Origin of the sequence: Kitasatospora sp. MAA4, assembly GCF_029893355.1 — a bacterium.
Taxonomy (GTDB): domain Bacteria; phylum Actinomycetota; class Actinomycetes; order Streptomycetales; family Streptomycetaceae; genus Kitasatospora.
On record NZ_JARZAI010000005.1, the window covers coordinates 337,953 to 359,627 of the forward strand.

Below are 21,675 nucleotides of genomic sequence, written 5' to 3' on the forward strand. Positions count from 1 at the left end.
GAGCCCGCGAGGCGCAGATGGGACGAGTACCGACGTACGCAGCCAGCAGCGACCCGGGGACGGTGTGAGCCCGGGGGTGTGCACGGCGGGAAGATCACCCCGGAGCCGCCGGAAGAACGGCCCACCGGCCCAGTAGACCCGGCAGCAAACCCAAGGAGTGGGCCGTTCGAGGGATGAGCGGCCAAGGAGGGTGGTACCGCGGGACGGCACGCCGTCTCGTCCCTCCGTCGGAAGCCAGTCCACGCATCCGCCGGAGGTAGACGCCCCGAATGAACAGCTACAACGCCGTACCGGCCCAGGTAGACCTGCCGGCCATGGAGTACCGCATCCTCAGCTTCTGGGAGGACCAGAAGGTCTTCCAGCGCAGCCTGGACCAGTCCCAGGGCCGCCCCGAGTGGGTCTTCTACGAGGGCCCGCCGACCGCCAACGGGATGCCCGGCGCCCACCACATCGAGGCCCGCGTCTTCAAGGACGTCTTCCCGCGCTACCGGACGATGAAGGGCTACCACGTCGCCCGCAAGGCCGGCTGGGACTGCCACGGCCTGCCGGTCGAGCTGGCCGTCGAGAAGGAGCTGGGCTTCTCCGGCAAGCCGGAGATCGAGAACTACGGCATCGCCGAGTTCAACGCCAAGTGCCGCGAGTCGGTCACCCGGCACACCGACGCCTTCACCGAGCTGACCCAGCGGATGGGCTACTGGGTCGACCTCGACCAGGCCTACCGGACCATGGACCCGTCCTACATCGAGTCCGTGTGGTGGTCGCTCAAGCAGATCTTCGAGAAGGGCCTGCTGGTCCAGGACCACCGGGTCGCGCCCTGGTGCCCGCGCTGCGGCACCGGCCTCTCGGACCACGAGCTGGCCCAGGGCTACGAGACGGTCGTCGACCCGTCGGTCTTCGTCCGCTTCCCGCTGACCGGCGGACCGCTGGCGGGCACGGCCGCGCTGCTGGTCTGGACGACCACCCCCTGGACGCTGGTGTCCAACACCGCCGCCGCCGTCCACCCGGACGTCACCTACGTGGTCGCCACCGACGGCACCGAGCGTCTGGTCGTCGCCGAGCCGCTGGTCGGCAAGGCGCTGGGCGAGGGCTGGGAGACCACCGGCGAGTCGTTCACCGGGCGCGAGATGGAGCGCTGGACCTACCGCCGCCCGTTCGACCTGGTCGCCATCGAGGACGCGCACTACGTCCTGAACGCCGACTACGTCACCACCGAGGACGGCACCGGCATCGTCCACCAGGCGCCCGCCTTCGGCGCCGACGACCTCGCCACCTGCCGCAAGTACGGCCTGCCGGTGGTCAACCCGGTCGAGGCGGACGGCACCTTCTCGCCGGACGTCCCGCTCGTCGGCGGCATCTTCTTCAAGAAGGCGGACGAGCAGCTGGTCGCCGACCTGTCCGAGCGCGGCCTGCTCTTCAAGCACGTCCCGTACGAGCACAGCTACCCGCACTGCTGGCGCTGCCACACCGCGTTGCTCTACTACGCGCAGCCGTCCTGGTACCTGCGGACCACCCAGGTCAAGGACGCGATGATCCGGGAGAACGAGGCCACCAACTGGTTCCCGGACAACGTCAAGCACGGCCGCTTCGGCGACTGGCTGAACAACAACATCGACTGGGCGCTCTCCCGCAACCGCTACTGGGGAACCCCGCTGCCGATCTGGCGCTGTGAGGAGAACCACCTCACCTGCGTCGGCTCGCTGGCCGAGCTGACCGAGCTGACCGGCACCGACCAGAGCGCGCTGGACCCGCACCGCCCGTACATCGACGACGTCACCTTCGCCTGCCCGAGCTGCTCGGCCACCGCGGTCCGGGTGCCCGAGGTGATCGACGCCTGGTACGACGCCGGCTCGATGCCGTTCGCGCAGTACGGCTACCCGTACCGCAACAAGGAGCTGTTCGAGAGCCGCTACCCGGCCCAGTTCATCTCCGAGGCGATCGACCAGACCCGCGGCTGGTTCTACACGCTGATGGCGGTCGGCACCCTGGTGTTCGACAAGTCCTCCTACGAGAACGTGGTGTGCCTGGGCCACATCCTGGCCGAGGACGGCCGCAAGATGTCCAAGCACCTGGGCAACATCCTGCAGCCGATCCCGCTGATGGACCAGCACGGCGCCGACGCGGTGCGCTGGTTCATGGCGGCCGGCGGCTCGCCCTGGTCCGCGCGCCGGGTCGGGCACGGCACGATCCAGGAGGTGGTGCGCAAGACGCTGCTCACCTACTGGAACACCGTCGCCTTCCAGGCCCTGTACGCGCGCACCGCCGACTGGGCGCCGTCCGCCGCTGACCCGCAGCCCGCGGACCGCCCGCAGCTGGACCGCTGGGTGCTCTCCGAGCTGAACACCCTGGTCCGCGAGACGGACGCGGCGCTGGAGGCCTACGACACCCAGCGCGCCGGCAAGCTGCTCTCCGGCTTCGTCGACGACCTCTCCAACTGGTACGTCCGGCGCGGCCGCCGGCGCTTCTGGCAGGGTGACGCGGCCGCACTGGCCACCCTGCACGAGGCGCTGGAGACGGTCACCCGGCTGATGGCCCCGCTGACCCCGTTCATCACCGAGCAGGTCTGGCAGGACCTGGTCGTCCCGGTGGTCGCGGACGCGCCGGCCTCCGTCCACCTGGCCTCCTGGCCGGTCGCGGACGAGACGCTGATCGACACCGACCTCTCGCGGCACATGGCCCTGGTGCGCCGACTGGTCGAACTCGGCCGGGCCACCCGCGCCGAGTCCGGCGTCAAGACCCGCCAGCCGCTCTCCCGCGCGCTGATCGCCGCCCAGGGCTGGGAGGAACTGCCGCAGGACCTGCGGGCCCAGATCGCCGAGGAGCTCAACGTCGTCGCGCTGGAGTCGCTGGCGGCCGTGGGCGGTTCGCTGGTGGACACCACCGCCAAGGCGAACTTCCGCGCGCTGGGCAAGCGCTACGGCAAGGGCGTCCAGGACGTGGCGAAGGCCGTCGCCGCCGCCGACGCGGCGGTGCTCGCGGCCGAGCTGCGCGCCACCGGCGCCACCTCGGTGGAGTTCGACGGTGAGCGGATCGCGCTCTCCCCCGACGAGGTCGTCATCACCGAGACCCCGCGCGAGGGCTGGGCGGTGGCCAACGAGTCCGGCGCCACGGTCGCGCTCGACCTGCACATCACCCCCGAGCTCAAGCGCCTGGGCATCGCCCGCGACGCCATCCGGCAGATCCAGGAGGCCCGGAAGAACTCCGGCCTGGACGTCGCCGACCGGATCGTGCTCCGCTGGCAGTCCGCCACCGAGGAGACCGCGGCCGCGGTCGCCGAGCACGCCGCCCTGGTCGCCGACGAGGTCCTCGCCGTGGACTTCGCCACCGGCCCGGCCGACTGGGAGTCCGAGACCTTCACGGACGAGGGCCTGGCCCTGACCTTCCAGCTCCGCAAGGCTTAGACCTACCGGCGAAGGCCGCCCCTCGCGCGAAAGCGAGGGGCGGCCTTCGCTGTACCCCCTGGCGGAGCAGACAGCAGTGCGCCCCCACCGCCGAGCGGTGGGGGCGCACTTGGTCCTGCAACGCGACGACTAGTTGTCGCCGTCCTCGTCGATGAGGAAGCCGCGCATCGGGGCCGGGGCCTGCTGCATCGGCTGCATGGGCTGCGGCGGCTGCGGGCGGACCGAGGCCATCGGCTGGGTCATCCCGGCCGGGGCCATCTGCGGAGCACCGTTGCCCTGGCTGCCGAAGCCGCCCTGGCCGTTGCCGCCGAAGGACGGGTTCCCGCCGAAGGACTGGTTGCCACCGAAGGACGGCTGGCCACCACCGAAGGACGGGCTGCTCATCGAGCCGGCACCGGACTGCGCCATCGACGACGCGGCCGGCGGCAGCGAGGCGGTGGCGGGGATCCGCGGCGGGGCGAGCGAGTCGTCCGCCTGCGACTCCAGCTGGCGCAGCTGGGTCTCCAGGTAGGACTTCAGGCGGGTGCGGTACTCGCGCTCGAAGGCACGCAGGTCCTCGACCTTGCGCTCCAGCGTCGCGCGGGCGGACTCCAGGGAGCCCATCGCCACGCGGTGCTTCTCCTGCGCGTCCCGCTCCAGGGCGTCGGCCTTGGCACGGGCGTCGCGCTCCAGGCCCTCGGCGCGGCTGCGGGCCTCGCCGACGATCTTGTTGGCCTCGGAACGGGCCTCGGAGATCGCCTGGTCAGCGGTCTGCTGAGCGAGCGCGAGGACGCGGGCGGCACTGTCGCCACCGGGACCCTGCTGCTGCATCGGGCCGCCGCCGAGCGGGCCGCCGAGCTGCTGGCCCATCGGGCCGCCCATCGGCGCGAGCTGCTGCTGGCCACCCATGGTCTGGTGCTGCTGCTGGCCCATCTGCTGCTGGCCCATCTGACCCTGCATCGGGCCGCCCTGGCCGGGCATCTGGCCCTGCATCGGGCCACCCATCGGCTGCAGCATCTGCCCGCCCATCGGCTGCACCAGCTGCTGCTGGCCGCCCATGGTCTGGTGCTGCTGCTGGCCCATCTGCTGCTGCATCTGGTTGCCCTGGCCGGGCATCTGCTGCTGCATGGGGTTGCCCTGGCCGGGCATCTGGCCCTGCATCGGGCCGCCCTGACCAGGCATCTGGCCCTGCTGCTGCATCTGGTTGCCCTGGCCGGGCGGAAGCTGCGGGGCACCGGACGGCAGACCGAGCGGCTGGCCGCCCATCTGCTGCTGGTTGCCCATCTGCTGTCCCGGGCCCTGCTGGCCGGGGACCGGCGGGCCGGATATGGCAGCGGGAACGGGAGCGCCAGGACGCTGGTCCTGCGGCTGCTCCTTGCGCATGTTCGCCTGGTTCTGCGCTGCGGCACGGGTCGCCGCGGCCAGCTTGGCGCGCAGGTCCTCGTTCTCCCGGAGCAAGCGGGTCAGCTCGGCTTCGACCTCGTCGAGGAAGGCATCGACCTCGTCCTCGTCATAGCCTTCACGCAGGCGGACGGTCGTGAACTGCTTGTTCCGAACGTCCTCGGGGGTCAACGGCATCTCTTCACCTCTACGTGATCGTCGGCACACTGGCATCCTGCCGCATCGCTCACCACGGCAGACGCTGCACGAGCGAGATCAGGACATACACAATGATCATCAGTACGAAGAAGGACAGGTCGAGCGCCACGCCCCCGAGACGCAACGGCGGGATGAACCGCCGAAGGAGCTTCAGTGGTGGATCCGTGACAGTGTACGTGGCCTCCAGGACCACGACCATGGCCTTCCCCGGATGCCACGAGCGGGCAAACTGGAAGACCCAGTCCATGACCAGGCGGAACAGCAGAATCACCAGGAAGACGGTCAGTGCGTAGTAGAGCACTGCCCCCACGATCCCCATCGGGTATCCCTCTCCAAGGTTCATCCGGCGCCGCTTGGTCACTCACTGTCAGACGGTCCACACATGACGTCGTGGCCGGGTCAGCTCTGGTTGAAGAACCCACCCTCGGCGATCCGTGCCTTGTCCTCCGCCGTGACATCGACGTTAGCAGGCGACAGCAGGAACACCTTCTGCGTCACGCGTTCAATGCTGCCGTGCAGACCGAAGACGAGTCCAGCCGCGAAGTCTACGAGCCGCTTCGCATCGGTGTCGTCCATCTCGGTCAGATTCATGATCACCGGGGTCCCGCCACGGAACTGTTCCCCGATGGTACGGGCCTCGTTGTAGGTCCGAGGGTGCAGCGTGGTGATGCGGTAGGACTCTCGCTCATTGACGACCTTGGGCATGATCACCGGCGCGCTCTTCTCCAGGTTCTGACGGCGTTCGGGTGTGATGGACGACACGGGGGCCATCCTCGGCTCCTGCCGGATCGGCACCGCGGCCGGTACCGGCTGGGGCGCGATCGAGGCGACCTGCGCCGGGGGGGCCGCTGGGCGCGGGATGTCCTCGGTACGCCCGGTCCGGATCGGCTCGGGGTCCGTGTCGTAGTCGTCGTCCGGGTCGTAACCCTGACCGTCGTACGTCTCGTCCTCCACGAGGCCGAGGTAGACCGCCATCTTGCGCATTGCGCCGGCCATGCTCCTGTCCTCCGCTCTGTGGTGGATCGGCCCGTCACCGGCCAGACCCCGCAGCACCGGTACTCCTTCGAGTACGGTGGGAGCTGCGAGACCGCGGTCTGCTCACGGTCTGTCAGGCCGCAGCTACGTTCAGCCGACAATCTGTCAATCCGTGCGCGTGGCCGCGGACATACGATCCACGATTGGTTGGCATCCTCAGGACGAATCATTGTTTTGTCCTGATTTGTCCTGCAGTCTGATCTACTACCCGGTGACGTTACCCGAGCGGTGACCGCACTCCGAGCACCGCCGTCCCGACGCGAACATGTGTCGCTCCGGCGGCCACGGCCTGCTCAAGGTCACCACTCATCCCTGCGGAAACCATCGTGGCAGCAGGATGGGTCGCGCGTACGGCGGTTGAGATTTCCGCCAGGCGCGTAAACGCCGCCGCCGGATCGCCGGCCAGCGGACCGGCGAGCGGAGCGACCGTCATCACACCGTCCAGGCGCAGCCCGGGCGTGTCGGCGATGGTGTCGGCGAGCGCGAGCACGTCCTCGGGGGCGACTCCGGCCCGGCCCTCGCCCTCCCCGGCCTCCTTGTCGAGCGCCACCTGCACCAGGCAGCCCAGCTCCGGGCGTTCGGCCCGGAGCACCGCGCCGGAGAGCGCCTCGACCAGCCGCAGCCGGTCCACCGAGTGCACGTGGTCCGCGTAGCCGACCACCGAGCGCACCTTGTTGGTCTGCAGCTGTCCGACGAAGTGCCAGGTCAGCGGCAGGTCAGCGCAGTCGGCCGCCTTGCGGGCGGCGTCCTGGTCGCGGTTCTCGGCGACCTCGCGGACCCCGAGCGAGGCCAGCAGGCGGGTGTCGGAGGCCGGGTAGGTCTTGGTGACCACGATCAGAGTCACCTCCGAGCGCGGCCGCCCGACCGTCGCACAGGCCGCGTCGATCCGGCGCTCCACGGCGTCCAGCCCGGAACGCAGCTCCTCGAGTCGAGCCGCCGACGGGAACTCCCGGTCCTGGTGGTTCGTCATCTTGTTCGGTTCCCACTCACTACTCGTACCGGCGCGCGCATCACGCCAAGGTGCCCGCCCTTCGACACCTGGGATGTCGAACGGCGGGCACCTTGGCCCTGCAAAAGTATTTCTTATGACCGTGGGTCGCGCCCTGTCGAGGGGGCTTCCTACTTGAGGAAGTCCGGCACGTCCAGCTCTTCGGCCGCGCTCTCCACGTAGAGCGGCCGGGCCGGCTGCGCCTGCGGCGGAACCGGGGTCGGCTGGGTGTCGCTCTTCGGGGCGGAGGAGGAGTTCTCCTCCGAACGACCCGTCACCGAGCCCATGCCGCCATACGGCCGGGTGGCCGGGCGCTCCGGCCGCTCGGGTGCCGGCGCCGCTGCCGGGGTCGACTTGACCACCGGGTCGCGGACGATGGCCGGCGGCTGGCCGCCGTCGAAGCCCGCGGCGATCACGGTGACCCGCACCTCGTCGCCGAGCGCGTCGTCGATGACGGCGCCGAAGATGATGTTGGCCTCGGGGTGGGCGGCCTCGCTGACCAGCTGGGCCGACTCGTTGATCTCGAAGAGACCGAGGTCGGAGCCGCCGGAGATGGAGAGCAGCACGCCGCGCGCGCCGTCGATCGAGGCCTCCAGGAGCGGCGAGGAGATGGCCATGATGGCCGCCGCCTTCGCGCGGTCCTCGCCGCGGGCCGAGCCGATCCCCATCAGGGCCGAGCCGGCGTCCGACATGACCGACTTGACGTCGGCGAAGTCGAGGTTGATCAGACCGGGCGTGGTGATCAGATCGGTGATGCCCTGCACACCCGAGAGCAGCACCTGGTCGGCGGAGCGGAACGCGTCCAGCACGCTGACCTGGCGGTCCGAGATGGAGAGCAGCCGGTCGTTCGGGATGACGATGAGGGTGTCCACCTCCTCGCGCAGGCCGGCGATGCCGTCCTCGGCCTGGTTCGCCCGGCGGCGGCCCTCGAAGGTGAAGGGGCGGGTGACCACGCCGATGGTGAGCGCACCGAGCGAGCGGGCGATGTTGGCCACGACGGGAGCGCCACCGGTACCGGTGCCGCCGCCCTCGCCGGCCGTCACGAAGACCATGTCGGCCCCCTTGAGGACCTCCTCGATCTCCTCGCGGTGGTCCTCGGCGGCCTTGCGGCCGACCTCGGGGTTGGCTCCGGCGCCGAGGCCCCGGGTGAGTTCACGGCCCACGTCGAGCTTGACGTCGGCGTCGCTCATCAGGAGGGCCTGCGCATCGGTGTTGATCGCGATGAACTCGACGCCCTTGAGACCGACCTCGATCATCCGGTTGATGGCGTTGACACCACCGCCGCCGATACCGACGACCTTGATGACTGCGAGGTAGTTCTGCGGTGCTGCCACGTCGAAGGCCTCTCGCCTCGAATTTCCGGGTCGGCTCCCAGGGGTCATGGAAACCGACGGATGTCGATGGGTGGGGAGCCCGGTTCCTGACTGAATGTCCGAAATGGAGACCGCCGACCCGAACCCTAAACTTGACGTTGAGGGTTCATGCTATGTCGATACAAGATCACTGAAGACACATCAGATCACTGCCGGACACAGCCTGGTGACAGGACACTAAGTCGCGGCGAGCCCGTGTTCAACGAACACGCCCGAGCTTCCCTTTTTTCTTTTGAGCCTATGTGATCATCAACCGGTGACAAGAACCGGGGTAGCCACCCAGGGTCGGGGAATCATCGACAGGTAGTCAATGGTGCCCTCAAGGAGCAAAACCTACCTGATTTCGGATCAGCCCGAGATCGCCGGCGCATCAGGGGCGCTCACGTCGTAGGTCGCGGCCTTCTGGTGCAGCAGGGCGACCAGCACCTTCGCCTTGCGCGCGGTCAGCTCGGGACTCCCCCAGCGCACCAGTCCCCCACCGGTGAGCTGGAGTTCGATGTCGTCATACGAACGAACCTGGAGCGAACCGGCCCGACCGGCCACCTCGGCGGGCAGACCGGCCGCCACCTGCACCGCGCCCTTGACCAGATCGGCCTGCGAGAAGACCGCCTCGGCGTCCTGGGCGGACTGGCTGAGCTGCAGTTGGACCACCGGCACGCCGGACGGCGGGGTCGGGTCGGTGGCGAAGCTCACCCCGCCGGCGTCCACTTCGGTGAACTGCCCGTCCGCCTCCTTGACCGCGGCGACGGGTTGACGCTCGATGACCTTCACCCGAAGGGTGTGCGGCCAGCCCCGCCAGACCTCCACCTTGGCCACCCGGGGAATGCCCTGGACGCGGCGCTGAACCGCGTCCAGGTCCACCTGGGCCAGCGGGCCGTGCTGGACGGCCCCTATGGCGTCGCGCACCTGGTCGACCGTCAACTTGTCGTCGTTGAGCCCCTGGATGGCCACAATCCGGACATCCAGGACGGAGGAGAAGAAGACCACCCAGCCCAGCACGGCGAGAACCGCCGCGCCGAGGCCGCTGAGCACCAGGATCCCGCGCCGCGAGAGCCGCAGCGGGGGCCGGTAGTCCTCCTCGTCCTCCAGGACCTCGTCAACCACGGCGGCGGCCGCCCCTTGCAGCCTCGATCGCCTCGTAGACCATGCCGACCAGCAGGTCGTCCGCGTCCCGGCGGCCGAACTCGGCGGCCGCCCGGCTCATGTCCCAGAGCCGCTGCGGGTCGGTCAGCACCGGCAGCACGTTGCCCAGCACCCAGTCGGTGGTCAGCTCGGCGTCGTCCACCAGCAGACCGCCGCCGGCCTTGACCATCGGCTGGGCGTTCAGCCGCTGCTCGCCGTTGCCGATCGGCAGCGGCACGAAGGCGGCCGGCAGGCCGACCGCGGCCAGCTCGGCGACCGTCATCGCGCCGGCCCGGCAGAGCATCAGGTCGGCGGCCGCGTAGGCGAGGTCCATCCGGTCGACGTACGGCAGCGCGCGGTACGGCGGCATCCCGGGGATGTCGTCGATCTGCGGCAGCTCGTTCTTCGGGCCGACCGCGTGCAGGATCTGCACGCCGTACTGCTGGAGCCGCGGGGCGATCGCCTGGATCGTCTCGTTCAGCCGGCGGGCGCCCTGCGAACCGCCGGAGACCAGCAGGGTGGGCAGCCGCTGGTCCAGGCCGAAGTAGGCGCGGGCCTCGGGGCGGACCGCGTTGCGGTCCAGGGTGGCGATGGTGCGGCGCAGCGGGATGCCGATGTAGCGCGAGTCGCGCAGCTTGCTGTCCGGGGTGGAGACCGCGACGAAGTCGCTGTACCGGGCGCCGATCTTGTTGGCCAGGCCCGGGCGGGCGTTGGCCTCGTGCACCACGATCGGGACCCCGGCGCGCTTGGCGGCCAGATAGGCGGGCATCGCGACGTAGCCGCCGAAGCCCACCACGGCGTCCGCCTTGACCCGCTCGATGATCTCCTGCGCGGCCCGGACGGTGCCGCGCAGCCGGCCCGGGACGGTGATCAGCTCGGGGGTGGGCTTGCGGGGCAGCGGGACGGCCGGGATCAGCTCCAGGTGGTAGCCGCGTTCGGGCACCAGCCGGGTCTCCAGGCCGCGCTCGGTGCCGAGCGCGGTGATGCCGATGCTGGGGTCGTGCCTGCGCAGCGCGTCCGCCAGCGCCATTGCAGGCTCGATGTGTCCGGCGGTGCCTCCGCCGGCGAGTACGACATGCACCGAAATTCACCGCTCCCTGCGCGGCGGCCGGCCGGCCGGGCGCGCTGTGGTTCGTCGTCGTGGCAGCACCCGGCGCAGACCTGTCCTGAACCGGGACTTCGAGCTCCGCGCGGCCAGGGCCGCCTTTGCCCCGGGCATGCTGCGTGCGAAGCAGAGCAGCATTCCCAGGGCGCACATGGCCGACAGCATGGCGGATCCCCCGTAGGAGAACAGCGGGAGGGGCACGCCCGCAATGGGCAGCAGTCCCAGTGCCGACCCCAGGTTGATCATGGCCTGGGCCATGATCCACGTGGTGGCGGCTCCCGCGGCATACCTGACGAAGGCGTCCTTCGTGCCGATGGCCACTCGGATACCCGCATACCCTAGTGCCGCGAAGAGACCGATCACCGACAGCGTCCCCACCAGACCCAGTTCCTCACCGGTCGCGGCGAAGATGAAGTCGGTGTGCGCCTCCGGCAACTGGCCCCACTTCTCGAAGCCGGCGCCCAGTCCGGACCCGAACGGCCCGCCCAGGCCGAAGGCGTAGAGGCCGTGCAGGGCCTGGAAGCAGTCGTGACCCGGCACCGGCTTGGTGGTGCCGATGCAGGCGAGGCGGTCCAACCGGTGCGGAACGGTGATGATCAGCGCGGTGCAGGCCACCACCGCGATGCCCACCGTGGCGACGAAGAGCCGCAGCGGCGCTCCGACCATCCAGAGCAGCGCGAAGACCATGCCGACCAGGATCATGGAGGTGCCCATGTCGCCGCCGATCATGATCAGCAGGAGCAGCAGCAGTACCCCGGGCACCAGCGGGATCAGCAGGTGCTTCCACTGGTTGAGGGTGCCCGCCTTCTCCTTGCGGGCCAGCAGGTCGGCCCCCCAGAGCACCAGGGCGAGCTTGGCGAACTCCGAGGGCTGGACCTGGAAGAAGCCGAAGTTCAGCCAGTTCTGGTTGCCGTTGACCTCCATGCCGATGCCCGGGATGGCGACCAGCACCATCGCGGCCATCGCGCCCAGCATCACCGGGTAGGCCAGCACCCTGTGCACCGCGACCGGCACCCGGGCCGCCGCGATCATCAGCAGCGAGCCCAGCAGCACCGCGACCAGCTGCTTGCGGAAGTAGAAGAGCCCGGGCAGGCCCTGCCGGATGGCGGTGATGTTCGAGGAGGAGAAGACCATCACCAGGCCGAGCACCACCAGCAGCGCCATCGAGCCGAGGATCAGGTAGTACGGCGTCAGCGGCCGGTTCAGGGTGTAGCGGATCCGCCCGCGCAGCGCGCGCAGCCGGCCGACCGGGCCCTCGGACTTGAAGGTCGTGGTGGTCGCCGAGATGAACGCCAGCCGGGAGGGGCCGCGCTCCGGCGGGGCGGTCGCCTCCGCCTTGCTCTGACCCGCCACCGCGCCGCCCCTTCCCCTGCCAGTTCAGTTCGTCAGATCGTCAGTTCCCGTACCGCCGCGGCGAAGAAGTCACCGCGTTCGCCGTAGTTGGTGAACATGTCCATCGACGCGCAGGCCGGGGCGAGCAGGACGGTGTCGCCCGGTTTGGCCAGGCCGGCGGCCACCCGCACCACCTCGGCCATCGCCACCGCGCCAGTCTGGCCCTCGGCCGCTTCGATCACTGGTACATCCGGGGCGTGTCGCGCCAGCGCGGCGCGGATCAGTTCGCGGTCCCGGCCGATCAGCACGGCGGCCCGCAGACGGCCCGCGGCGCCGGCGACCAGCTCCTCGAACTCGGCCCCCTTGGCGAGTCCGCCGGCGATCCAGACCACCGGCCGGTACGCCGCCAGCGAGGCGGCCGCGGCGTGCGGGTTGGTCGCCTTGGAGTCGTCGATCCAGAGCACCTCGCCCACCTCGGCGACGTGGGCGATCCGGTGCGGCTCGGGCCGGAAGGCCCGCAGACCCTCCCGGACGGCCTTGGCGTCCACCCCGTAGGCGCGGGCCAGCGCGGCCGCCGCCAGGGCGTTGGCGATGTTGTGCGGAGCCGGCGGGGTGATGTCCTCGACCGCGCCGATCTCGGCCGCGTTCTTCTGGCGGTCCGGCACGAAGGCGCGGTCCACCAGCAGGCCGTCCACCACGCCGAACTGGGAGAGCCCGGGCGCGCCGAGGCCGAAGCCGATCGCCCGGCAGCCCTCCTCGACGTCGGCCTCGCGGACCAGCTCCTCGGTGGCCGGGTCGGCCAGGTTGTAGACGCAGGCCACCTGGTTGCCCTGGTAGATCCGGCCCTTGTCGGCGGCGTACGCCTCCATCGAGCCGTGCCAGTCCAGGTGGTCGGGGGCCAGGTTCAGCACCGCCGAGGAGTGCGGGCGCAGGCTGGGCGCCCAGTGCAGCTGGTAGCTGGAGAGCTCGACGGCCAGCACGTCGTACGGCTCCTCGGCCAGCACCGCGTCCAGCACGGAGACGCCGACGTTGCCGACGGCGGCGGTGCGCCGGCCGGCCGCGGTGAGGATCGAGGCGAGCATCTGGACCGTGGTGGTCTTGCCGTTGGTGCCGGTGACGGCCAGCCAGGGGGCCGGCTCGCCGGTGGCCGGCAGCGGCCTGCGCAGGTGCCAGGCGAGTTCGACGTCGCCCCAGATCTCGACGCCTGCCTCGGCGGCGGCCGCGAAGAGCGGGCTGCTCGGCGGCCAGCCGGGCGAGGTGACGATCAGTCGGGTGCCCTCGGGCAGCGTCGCACCGTCGCCCAGCCTGACCTGGATGCCGGTCAGCTCGGCGGCGCGCTCGCGCACCGCGGGGCCGTCGCCGCCGTCCACCACGGTCACCTCGGCGCCCAGGTCGCGCAGCACCCTGGCCGCGCTGATCCCCGAGATGCCGAGTCCGGCCACCACGACCGGCAGGCCGGTCCAGTCCGGGGAGGTCATCCGTTCACCCATCCCGCATAGAAGAGGCCGAGGCCGACCGCGACGCACAGGCCCTGGATGATCCAGAACCGGACGACGATCAGGACTTCGCTCCAGCCCTTGAGTTCGAAGTGGTGTTGCAGTGGTGCCATCTTGAAGACCCGCTTGCCGGTCATCCGGAACGAGCCGACCTGGATGATCACCGAGAGGGTGATGATCACGAAGAGGCCGCCGAGCAGCGGGAGCAGCAGCTCGGTGCGCGAGCAGATCGCCAGACCGGCCAGCGCGCCGCCCAGGGCCAGCGAGCCGGTGTCGCCCATGAAGATCTTCGCGGGTGAGGTGTTCCACCACAGGAAGCCGAAGCAGGAGCCCATCAGCGCGGAGGCGACCACCGCCAGGTCCAGCGGATCGCGGACCTCGAAGCAGTTGGCGGTGGCCCGGGCGGCGATCGAGCAGCTCTGGCCGTACTGCCAGACGCCGATGAAGACGTAGGCGCCGAAGACCATCACCGACGCGCCGGTGGCCAGGCCGTCCAGACCGTCCGTCAGGTTCACGCCGTTGGACATACCGGCGATCATGAAATAGGCCCACATGACGAACAGCACGGGGCCGATCTTCCAGCTGAAGTCCTGGATGAAGGACAGGCTGGTGGAGGCCGGGGTGAGTCCGCGGGTGTCGTGGAACTGGAGTGACAGGATCGCGAAGGCCAGGCCGACGAAGGACTGTCCGAGCAGCTTCGCCTTGGCCCGCAGGCCGAGCGAGCGCTGCTTGACGACCTTGATGTAGTCGTCCAGGAACCCGACCAGGCCCAGACCGGTCATCAGGAACAGCACCAGCAGGCCGGAGGCCCGGGGCTGCTCACCCGTTATCACCTTGGTCGCGGCGTAGGCCACCAGCGTCGCCAGGATGAAGGCGATACCGCCCATGGTCGGCGTACCGCGCTTGCTGTGGTGCGCCTTGGGACCGTCGTCCCGGATCATCTGGCCGTAGCCGTTCTTGGCCAGGATGCGGATCAGCGCCGGGGTGCCGAACAGCGACAGCACCAGGCCGATCATGCCGGAGTAGAGGATCTGCTTCACTGGGCGGCCCCATCGGCGAGCAGGGCTTCGGCGACCTTCTCCAGGCCCACCGAGCGGCTGGCCTTCACCAGGACCACGTCCCCAGGCAGCAGTTGACCGCGCAGCAGTTCGACCGCCGCGTCCGCGTCGGACACCAGCACCGACTCCTCACCCCACGAACCTTCGTTCCTCGCGCCGAGTTCCATACAGGCCGCCTCGCGCCCGCCCACCGCCACCAGCTTGGTGACGTCGAGTCGAACGGCGAGCCGCCCGATGGCGTCGTGCTCGTCAAGGCTCTCCTCGCCGAGCTCCCGCATCTCGCCGAGCACCGCCCAGGTACGGCGGCGCTCCGGGCCGCGGCCGCCCATCGTCACCAGGGCCCGCAGCGCGGCCCGCATGGACTCCGGGTTCGCGTTGTAGGCGTCGTTGACGACGGTCACACCGTCGGCACGGTCGACGACCTCCATGCGCCAGCGGGACAGCGCACCCGCCTCGCCCAGGGCGGCGGCGGTGTCGTCGACGGACAGCCCGAGCTCCATCGCCACCGCGGCGGCGGCGAGTGCGTTCGAGACGTGGTGCTCACCGTACAGGCGCAGCCGTACGGGTGCGGAACCGGCCGGGGTGGTCAGCGTGAACGAAGGCTTGCCGGTGGCGTCCAGGCGAACATCAGTGGCCCGTACGTCGGCGTCCCGGCTCTCGCCGAAGAGCACCACGCGCGCCTTGGTGCGTGTGCGCATCGCCCGTACCAGCGGGTCGTCCGCGTTCAGCACGGCGACGCCGTCCTCGGCCAGCGACTCCACCAACTCGCCCTTGGCCTGCGCGATCCCCTCCTTGGAGCCGAACTCGCCCAGGTGCGCGGTGCCGACGTTGAGCACCAGGCCGATCGCCGGGCGCACCAGACCGGTCAGGTAGGCGATGTCGCCCTGGTGGCGGGCGCCCATCTCCAGCACCAGGTGCCGGGTGGACTCCTCGACCCGGCTGACGGTCTGCGGCAGGCCGAGCTCGTTGTTGAGCGAACCCTCGGTCCAGACCGTCGGGCCGAGCTTCTGCAGCAGCTGGGCGATCAGGTCCTTGGTGCTGGTCTTGCCGGCCGAGCCGGTCAGCGCCACGATCCGGACCGCCTTGGCGCGCTCGGCCACCGCCCGGGCCAGCAGGCCCAGCGCCGCCTGGGCGTCCTCGACCACGATCGCGGGCACCCCGACCGGGCGCTCGGCCAGCACCGCGACGGCGCCCGCGGCGATCGCGCGCTCGGCGTAGTCGTGCCCGTCCACGTGCTCGCCGGCGAAGGCGGCGAAGAGGCCGCCGGGCTGCACCTGACGGGAGTCGATCACCACCGGCGCGGTGACCGGGGTCTGCGGGTCCGTCACATCGGCCAGCCGGCCGCCGGTCGCGGCGGCCACCTCGGCGAGGGTAAGTGCGATCACTGCTGCTCTACTCCTCGGTCGGGGTGCGCGTGCGCGATGGCCTCGCGCAGCACCTCCCGGTCGTCGAACGGGCGGATCTCGTCCCGTACGTACTGGCCCAGCTCGTGGCCCTTGCCGGCGACCAGCACGGTGTCCCCGGCGTGCGCGCGGACCACCGCGGAGGCGATCGCCTCGGCCCGGTCCGGCACCACCAGGACGGCGCCGCGCTCGGCCTCGGGGACCCCGGCGGCCCCGGTCAGCATGCTGGTCAGGATCGCCAGGCCGTCCTCGGAACGGGGGTTGTCGGTGGTCAGCACGGCGGTGTCGGCCAGCCGGGCGGCGATGGCGCCCATCGGGCCGCGCTTGTGCGGGTCGCGGTCGCCACCGCAGCCGACCACCACGTGCAGGCGGCCCTTGGTCACCGCGCGCAGCGACTCCAGGACGGCCTTCAGCGCGTCCGGCTTGTGCGCGTAGTCGACCACGGCGACGAAGTCCTGCCCGGCGTCCACCCGCTCCAGGCGGCCCGGCACGCCCGGCACGGCGGCGATGCCGGCGGCCGCATCGGCCGGCGCCAGCCCGGCGGTCACCAGCACGGTGATCGCGGCCAGCGCGTTGGCGACGTTGAACGGGCCCGGCAGCGGGACGGAGGCGTCCACCGACTGCCCGCCGGGACCGACGGCGCGGAAGGTCGAGCCGGTCGGGCCCAGCTGGACGTCCAGCGCGCGCCAGTCGGCGTCCGCCGCACCGAGGGCGGAGAAGGTGGTCACCGGGATCTCGGCCTCGGCGGCCAGTCGGCGGCCGTACGGGTCGTCCAGGTTGACCACGCCCGCGCGGCTGCGGGCCGGCTCGAACAGCCGTGCCTTGGCGCGGTAGTAGTCCTCCATGTCCGGGTGGAAGTCCAGGTGCTCCGGCGTCAGGTTGTTGAAGACCGCGACGTCGTAGTGCACCCCGTCGGCCCGCCCGTAGACCAGGGCGTGACTGGAGACCTCCATCACCACCGCGTCCGCACCGCGCTCGCGCATCACCGCGAGGATCGCGTGCAGGTCGGTGGCCTCGGGGGTGGTGCGCTCGCTCTTGATCCGCTCGGTGCCGACCCGCATCTCCACGGTGCCGATCACGCCCGGGACCCGGCCGGCGCCCTTGAGGCCGCCCTCGACCAGGTACGAGGAGGTGGTCTTGCCGTTGGTGCCGGTGATCCCGATGGTCAGCAGCGCCTTCGACGGATCGCCGTAGATCCGGGCCGCCAGCGCGCCCATCCAGGCCCGCGGCTGCTCCACCACCAGCAGCGGGACGCCCAGCGTCGCCGCCTGCTGCGCGCCGGCCGGATCGGTGAGCACGGCCACCGCGCCGCGCTCGACCGCCGCGCCGGCGAAGGCCGCGCCGTGGTGGTTGGCGCCGGCGAAGGCCACGTAGACGTCGCCCGGGCGGACCGCGCGGGAGTCGTGGGTGATGCCGCCCGCCGGGGCGCCCTCGACCGGCTCGACGCCGAGGATCCGGGCGATCTCGGCGAGCGGGGTCGGCTCCCCCGCGGCCGGGCGGGGCGGGCTCACACTGCTTTGGTCTGATTTCGGCACGGCGGGCAGGCTATCGGCCCGGAGGCGGTCGGGGCCAAGCGAGCCCCCCGCGCTCCCCTGGGGCTGCTGGGGAGCGGCGCCCTTCGATGTGAGGGGGTTCACAGGCACGGCGGGGTGGGCGCTCATGTTCAGGGCTTCCAGTCGACGGGCAGGTTGGGGGCCTGGCTGCCGCTCGGCGGCACTTGGAGGGTCTTCAGGGCGAACTCCATCACCTGCTTGAACACCGGTCCGCACAGTGGGCCGCCGAAGTGGCCGTTGACCGGGTTCTGGATGACGCAGGAGACGGTCAGCTCGGGCTTGTCGGCCGGCGCGAAACCGATGAAGGAGGCGGTGTAGCCGGAGTACTTGCCGGTGGCCGGGTCCACCCGGTTGGCGGTGCCGGTCTTGCCGGCCACCCGGTAGCCCGGGATCTGCGCGGTGTTGCCGGTGCCCTGGTCGTCGGTGACCACCGACTCCAGCATCTGGCCCAGCGTCCTGGCCGTCTGCTCACTGACCACCCGGGTCTCGGCACCGGCCGGGGCCGGGGTGTAGCGGCCGTCGGGACCGGTGGTGCCCTCGACCAGGCTGGGCGCCACCCGGACGCCGCCGTTGGCGATCGTGGAGTACACCGAGGTGGCCTGCAGCGCGTTGACCGACAGGCCCTGGCCGAACGGGATGGTGTACTGCTGGGTGCCCTTCCAGTCCCCCGGGTTGGCCAGGATCCCGCGGGTCTCGCCGGGGAAGCCCAGGCCGCTCGGCTGCCCGATGCCGAACTTCTGCAGGTAGCCGCCGAGCACCTGGTTCGCCTGCTCCTGGGTGCTGCCCAGGTGGCCGGCGGCCTCGATGGTGCCGATGTTGGAGGACTTCGCGAGCACCCCGTTGAGCGTGAGGTACCAGGTGTCGTGGTCGACGTCGTCGTGGAACACCTGGCCCGCGCGGGTCAGCGTGCCCGGGACGGTCACGTGGCTGTCCCAGCTCGCCGCGCCGGTGTCCAGGACGGCCGCCATGGTCATCAGCTTGGCCGTGCTGCCGGGCTCGTAGGCGTCCTGCAGGGCCGGGTTGCCGAGCTGCTCGGGCTTGGCGCTGTTCAGGTCGTTCGGGTTGAAGCCGGGCGAGGTCGCCATGGCCAGGATCTGACCGGTCTTCACGTCCTGGACGATCACGTAGCCCTTCTCCGCGCCGGCCGTGGTCACCTGGTCGGTGATGGCGCGCTGGGCCTCCCACTGGATGTCCCGGTTGATGGTCAGCCGGATGTCCTGGCCCGGCACGGCGGCCTGCTGGCTGCCGCCGCCGGTGGGGATCGGCTGCCCGTTGGAGACGGCGGAGATCCGGTGGCCGTCCTGGCCCGCGAGCTCCTTCTGGAACTGGAGCTCCAGGCCGCCCGCGCCGACGCCCTTCCCGTTGACGAAGCCGACCAGGTTGGAGGCCACGCCGTCGGCCGGGTAGACCCGGGCGGCGGTCTCGTCGGGCACGATGCCGCCCAGCGGGTTGACGCAGTCGTCGTCCAGGGTGGTCCGGCCGCCCTGGTCGGCGGGCTTGGCCAGCATGGCCCGCTCGGCTCGGCAGATCTTGGTGTCGGTCTTCTTGGTGAGCGAGGTGCGCAGGTCCATGATCTGGTTGCGGGTCTGCGGGGTCTGCCGCAGGGCCAGCGGGACGTTGCGGGTCTTGGGGGTGCGCAGCTTGGCGGCCAGCTTGTCCTTGGGCAGGTTCAGGATCGGCGCCAGCAGCGCGGCGGCCTGCTCGGGGCCGTCGGTGGTGTGCAGCGCGTCCTGGGTGAAGAGCGTCGGGTCGGCGTTGATGTCGTAGGCGTCCACGGTGGTCGCCAGCGCCACGCCGTCGGAGGACGTTATCGCGCCGCGCTCGGCCCGCAGCGGGACGTCGACGTAGCGGTAGGCGCCCGCGTCGGCGGCCAGCGCGTCGGAGTCGAACAGCTGGATCTGGACCAGCCGGCCGGCGAAGACCGAGAAGACCGCGGCCAGCGCGATCAGCACCGTGCGCAGCCGGCGCCTGGGGTCGGCCAGCTTCAGCGGGCGCGGTTGCGGCCGGGGCGCCGGGCGCTTGGCCATCGGCCGCTGTCCCGCCGGACCGGCGGGGCGCCGGGCGCCCGGACGGCCGGCGCCGGGCGGGGCCGGACGGCGCGGCTGCTCGCCGGAGCGCGGCCTGGCGGCGGGGCGCGGGGGCGTCCGGGCGCCCTCGCGGCGCTGCTGGGGGGCGGCCGGACGGCGCGGGCGCTCGCCGGGCTCGCGGGGGCGGCGGGGGGTGGTCATCGCGCTGCTGCTCCGCTCGGGTTGGCCGGCGCGGATGCGGCGGGCGACGGGCTGACCGGGTCCACCCGCAGGCTGCCCTCACCGGTCGCCGCCGGGGCGGGCGACGGGGGTGCCGCGGGGGCCGAGGCGGACTGCGAGGCGGTCGGCGCGGGCTGGGCGGTCTGGGCAGTCTGGGCGGTCTGGGCGGTCTGGGGCCACAGGTCGGCGCCGGTGCGCTTGACCGGCGGGCTGTCCACGGCCTGGGAGGGCGCGCCGAGCACCTTGCCGTCGTCCTGCAGGAAGGCCGGGTCGCCGCCGGGGACCATGCCGAGCTGGCGGGCGTTGCGCTCCAGCGCGTCCGGCGCGGAGTTCTGGTCGATCTGCTGCTGGAGCATCTGCTGCTGGTCCGTCAGCTGCTGGGTCTGCTTCTGCAGCTTGGTCAGCTCGAAGGAGCCCTCGTTGAGGGCGGTGTTGAGCATCAGCAGGCCGAGCAGCCCGAGGGTGAGCAGCAGCACCATGAGAACGGCGAACGGCGCCCGCCCCCGGCCGCTCCCCCTCGGCGGCCTGCCCGGCCGTACGGTGATCCGGGCCCGACCCGGCTGCCCGGGCAGCCGCCCGCCCTCCTGGATGCCATCGCTGGCGGCCGGCACCGGCACTGCGCTCTCCCTCGCGTTCGACACTGTCGCCCCCCGCCCGGATCAGCCCCGTCGGCTCGCGCCCCGCGCTTTCGGATGGTTCGGCCTGATCCTCTCCGCCACCCGCAGCCGCACGGGGGCGGCGCGCCGGTTCTCCTCGATCTCCTCCTCCGTGGCCAGTTCGGCACCTCGGGTGAGCAGCTTCAGCCGGGGCTGGTGCTCCTCGGGGATGATCGGCAGCCCGGGCGGGGCGGTGTTCGCGGCGCCCGCGGCGAAGTACTGCTTCACCAGGCGGTCCTCCAGCGACTGGTAGGACATCACGGCGATCCGGCCGCCCACCGCGAGCACGTCCAGCGCTCCGGGGATGGCCCGGTCCAGAACCTCCAGCTCGCCGTTGACCTCGATCCGCAGCGCCTGGAAGGTGCGCTTGGCCGGGTTGCCGCCGGTGCGCCGGGTGGCGGCCGGGATGGCGTTGCGCACCAACTCCACCAGACGCGCGCTGTTGGTGAACGGTTCCTTGGCGCGCTCGCGCAGGATCACCGAGGCGATCTTGCCGGCGAACCGCTCCTCGCCGTAGACCTTGAGGATCCGCGCCAGGTCGCCGTGGCTGTAGGTGTTGAGCACCTCGGCGGCGCTCAGCCCGACGGTCTGGTCCATCCGCATGTCCAGCGGCGCGTCCTGGGCGTAGGCGAAGCCGCGGTCGGCCTCGTCCAGCTGCATCGAGGAGACGCCGAGGTCGAAGAGGATGCCCTGGACCTCGGGGATGCCGAGATCGGCGAGCACCTCGGGGATCTCGTCGTAGACGGCGTGCACCAGAGTTGCGCGCTCGCCGAAAGGTGCCAGCCGCTCGGCGGAGAGCTTGAGCGCCGCCGGGTCGCGGTCCACCGCGATCAGCCGGACCTCGGGGAACTGCGTGAGCAGCGCCTCGCTGTGCCCACCCAGGCCCAGCGTCGCGTCCACCACGACCGCGCCGGGAGCGCCGATCGCCGGCGCGAGGGCGTCCATGCAGCGTTGCAGCATCACCGGGACGTGCTTGGGATCCGGACTACTGCCCATGGTCATGCGCGGTGGCGCCTTTCCTCGGTGCGGAGCCGCCCGAGAGTCGCGTACGGCGCCGGGGAGCTGTGATCCGACCATTTTGGACCACTGCGCGAGCGGAAAGCGCACGCCGCCCGTGGTCCCCACCCGCTCGCGGGGAAGGCTGTGACCGCCCGGCACCGGGGAAGGTGCGCCAGGTGGCACGGAGCGGGGGGAGGCCGCGGGATGCGTACGGATCGTCGGAGTGCGCCACCACTTGTGCTCCGAGGCGCCCCCGGCACGCAGTTGACGACGCGTGAGGCTTGTGCTCCACTGCGCGGCCAGCCTACCGCGCACCCCCGCCCAGTCAATCGC

16 protein-coding genes are annotated in these 21,675 nt (G+C 71.4%); 1 reads left to right on the top strand and 15 read right to left on the bottom strand.

Features of this window, described 5'->3' with window-relative positions:
- The first annotated feature begins 269 nt into the window (after nt 1–269).
- On the top strand, nt 270–3,398 hold the full coding sequence (ileS, locus tag P3T37_RS09955; protein WP_280723124.1) for an isoleucine--tRNA ligase: 3,129 nt from the start codon (nt 270–272) through the stop codon (nt 3,396–3,398).
- Between the two features lie 129 nt (nt 3,399–3,527).
- Here the strand turns inward: ileS and P3T37_RS09960 are convergent, their stop codons facing one another.
- The 15 genes from P3T37_RS09960 to rsmH all read right to left on the bottom strand — a co-directional run bounded on the left by P3T37_RS09960 (nt 3,528) and on the right by rsmH (nt 21,339).
- Nucleotides 3,528–4,955, bottom strand: coding sequence for a DivIVA domain-containing protein (locus P3T37_RS09960; RefSeq protein WP_280723125.1), 1,428 nt, complete (start codon nt 4,953–4,955; stop codon nt 3,528–3,530).
- Between the two features lie 49 nt (nt 4,956–5,004).
- Entirely contained in the window at nt 5,005–5,295 is a 291-nt protein-coding gene (locus tag P3T37_RS09965; RefSeq protein WP_280723156.1) for a YggT family protein, read from the bottom strand.
- 80 nt (nt 5,296–5,375) lie between these two features.
- On the bottom strand, nt 5,376–5,972 hold the full coding sequence (sepF, locus tag P3T37_RS09970) for a cell division protein SepF (RefSeq protein ID WP_035805507.1): 597 nt from the start codon (nt 5,970–5,972) through the stop codon (nt 5,376–5,378).
- Between the two features lie 256 nt (nt 5,973–6,228).
- Nucleotides 6,229–6,981: a YggS family pyridoxal phosphate-dependent enzyme gene (locus tag P3T37_RS09975; protein WP_280723126.1), complete on the bottom strand. Its 753-nt coding sequence runs from the start codon at nt 6,979–6,981 to the stop codon at nt 6,229–6,231.
- Between the two features lie 149 nt (nt 6,982–7,130).
- A complete protein-coding gene (ftsZ, locus tag P3T37_RS09980; protein WP_280723127.1) occupies nt 7,131–8,333 on the bottom strand; it encodes a cell division protein FtsZ in 1,203 nt (400 codons plus the stop codon).
- 387 nt (nt 8,334–8,720) lie between these two features.
- Nucleotides 8,721–9,476 carry an FtsQ-type POTRA domain-containing protein gene (locus tag P3T37_RS09985; RefSeq protein WP_280723128.1) on the bottom strand — a complete coding sequence of 252 codons (756 nt, stop codon included), beginning with the start codon at nt 9,474–9,476 and terminating at the stop codon, nt 8,721–8,723.
- Nucleotides 9,469–10,575: an undecaprenyldiphospho-muramoylpentapeptide beta-N-acetylglucosaminyltransferase gene (gene murG, locus P3T37_RS09990; protein WP_280723129.1), complete on the bottom strand. Its 1,107-nt coding sequence runs from the start codon at nt 10,573–10,575 to the stop codon at nt 9,469–9,471. Before murG ends, P3T37_RS09985 begins: the two co-directional genes overlap by 8 nt.
- Before the next feature lie 6 nt (nt 10,576–10,581).
- The gene (gene ftsW, locus P3T37_RS09995; RefSeq protein ID WP_280723157.1) at nt 10,582–11,838 is read right to left on the bottom strand and encodes a putative lipid II flippase FtsW; all 1,257 of its coding nucleotides are present in this window, start codon (nt 11,836–11,838) and stop codon (nt 10,582–10,584) included.
- 146 nt (nt 11,839–11,984) lie between these two features.
- The gene (murD, locus tag P3T37_RS10000) at nt 11,985–13,409 is read right to left on the bottom strand and encodes a UDP-N-acetylmuramoyl-L-alanine--D-glutamate ligase (RefSeq protein ID WP_280723158.1); all 1,425 of its coding nucleotides are present in this window, start codon (nt 13,407–13,409) and stop codon (nt 11,985–11,987) included.
- Nucleotides 13,406–14,467 carry a phospho-N-acetylmuramoyl-pentapeptide-transferase gene (gene mraY / locus P3T37_RS10005; protein WP_280723130.1) on the bottom strand — a complete coding sequence of 354 codons (1,062 nt, stop codon included), beginning with the start codon at nt 14,465–14,467 and terminating at the stop codon, nt 13,406–13,408. The genes murD and mraY overlap by 4 nt, the downstream gene beginning before the upstream one ends.
- On the bottom strand, nt 14,464–15,870 hold the full coding sequence (murF, locus tag P3T37_RS10010) for a UDP-N-acetylmuramoyl-tripeptide--D-alanyl-D-alanine ligase (RefSeq protein WP_280723131.1): 1,407 nt from the start codon (nt 15,868–15,870) through the stop codon (nt 14,464–14,466). Before murF ends, mraY begins: the two co-directional genes overlap by 4 nt.
- The gene (locus P3T37_RS10015; protein WP_280723132.1) at nt 15,867–17,423 is read right to left on the bottom strand and encodes a UDP-N-acetylmuramoyl-L-alanyl-D-glutamate--2,6-diaminopimelate ligase; all 1,557 of its coding nucleotides are present in this window, start codon (nt 17,421–17,423) and stop codon (nt 15,867–15,869) included. Before P3T37_RS10015 ends, murF begins: the two co-directional genes overlap by 4 nt.
- A 128-nt stretch (nt 17,424–17,551) precedes the next feature.
- Nucleotides 17,552–19,669 carry a penicillin-binding protein 2 gene (locus tag P3T37_RS10020; protein WP_280723133.1) on the bottom strand — a complete coding sequence of 706 codons (2,118 nt, stop codon included), beginning with the start codon at nt 19,667–19,669 and terminating at the stop codon, nt 17,552–17,554.
- Complete coding sequence (locus tag P3T37_RS10025; RefSeq protein WP_280723134.1) at nt 19,666–20,304, bottom strand: septum formation initiator family protein; 639 nt, start codon at nt 20,302–20,304, stop codon at nt 19,666–19,668. The genes P3T37_RS10020 and P3T37_RS10025 overlap by 4 nt, the downstream gene beginning before the upstream one ends.
- Nucleotides 20,305–20,346: 42 nt before the next feature.
- Nucleotides 20,347–21,339 (bottom strand): 16S rRNA (cytosine(1402)-N(4))-methyltransferase RsmH, encoded by a 993-nt coding sequence (gene rsmH, locus P3T37_RS10030; protein WP_280723159.1) that lies wholly within the window; start codon nt 21,337–21,339, stop codon nt 20,347–20,349.
- Nucleotides 21,340–21,675: the final 336 nt, after the last annotated feature.

Bases quoted from the DNA above. Each gene is read 5' to 3' on its own strand.
- ileS (WP_280723124.1), top strand. From the start codon at position 270: ATGAACAGCTACAACGCCGTACCGGCCCAGGTAGACCTGCCGGCCATG.
- murD (WP_280723158.1), bottom strand. From the start codon at position 13,409: ATGACCTCCCCGGACTGGACCGGCCTGCCGGTCGTGGTGGCCGGACTC.
- P3T37_RS10020 (WP_280723133.1), bottom strand. From the start codon at position 19,669: ATGACCACCCCCCGCCGCCCCCGCGAGCCCGGCGAGCGCCCGCGCCGT.
- P3T37_RS09975 (WP_280723126.1), bottom strand. From the start codon at position 6,981: ATGACGAACCACCAGGACCGGGAGTTCCCGTCGGCGGCTCGACTCGAG.
- rsmH (WP_280723159.1), bottom strand. From the start codon at position 21,339: ATGGGCAGTAGTCCGGATCCCAAGCACGTCCCGGTGATGCTGCAACGC.
- P3T37_RS09960 (WP_280723125.1), bottom strand. From the start codon at position 4,955: ATGCCGTTGACCCCCGAGGACGTTCGGAACAAGCAGTTCACGACCGTC.
- P3T37_RS09965 (WP_280723156.1), bottom strand. From the start codon at position 5,295: ATGGGGATCGTGGGGGCAGTGCTCTACTACGCACTGACCGTCTTCCTG.
- sepF (WP_035805507.1), bottom strand. From the start codon at position 5,972: ATGGCCGGCGCAATGCGCAAGATGGCGGTCTACCTCGGCCTCGTGGAG.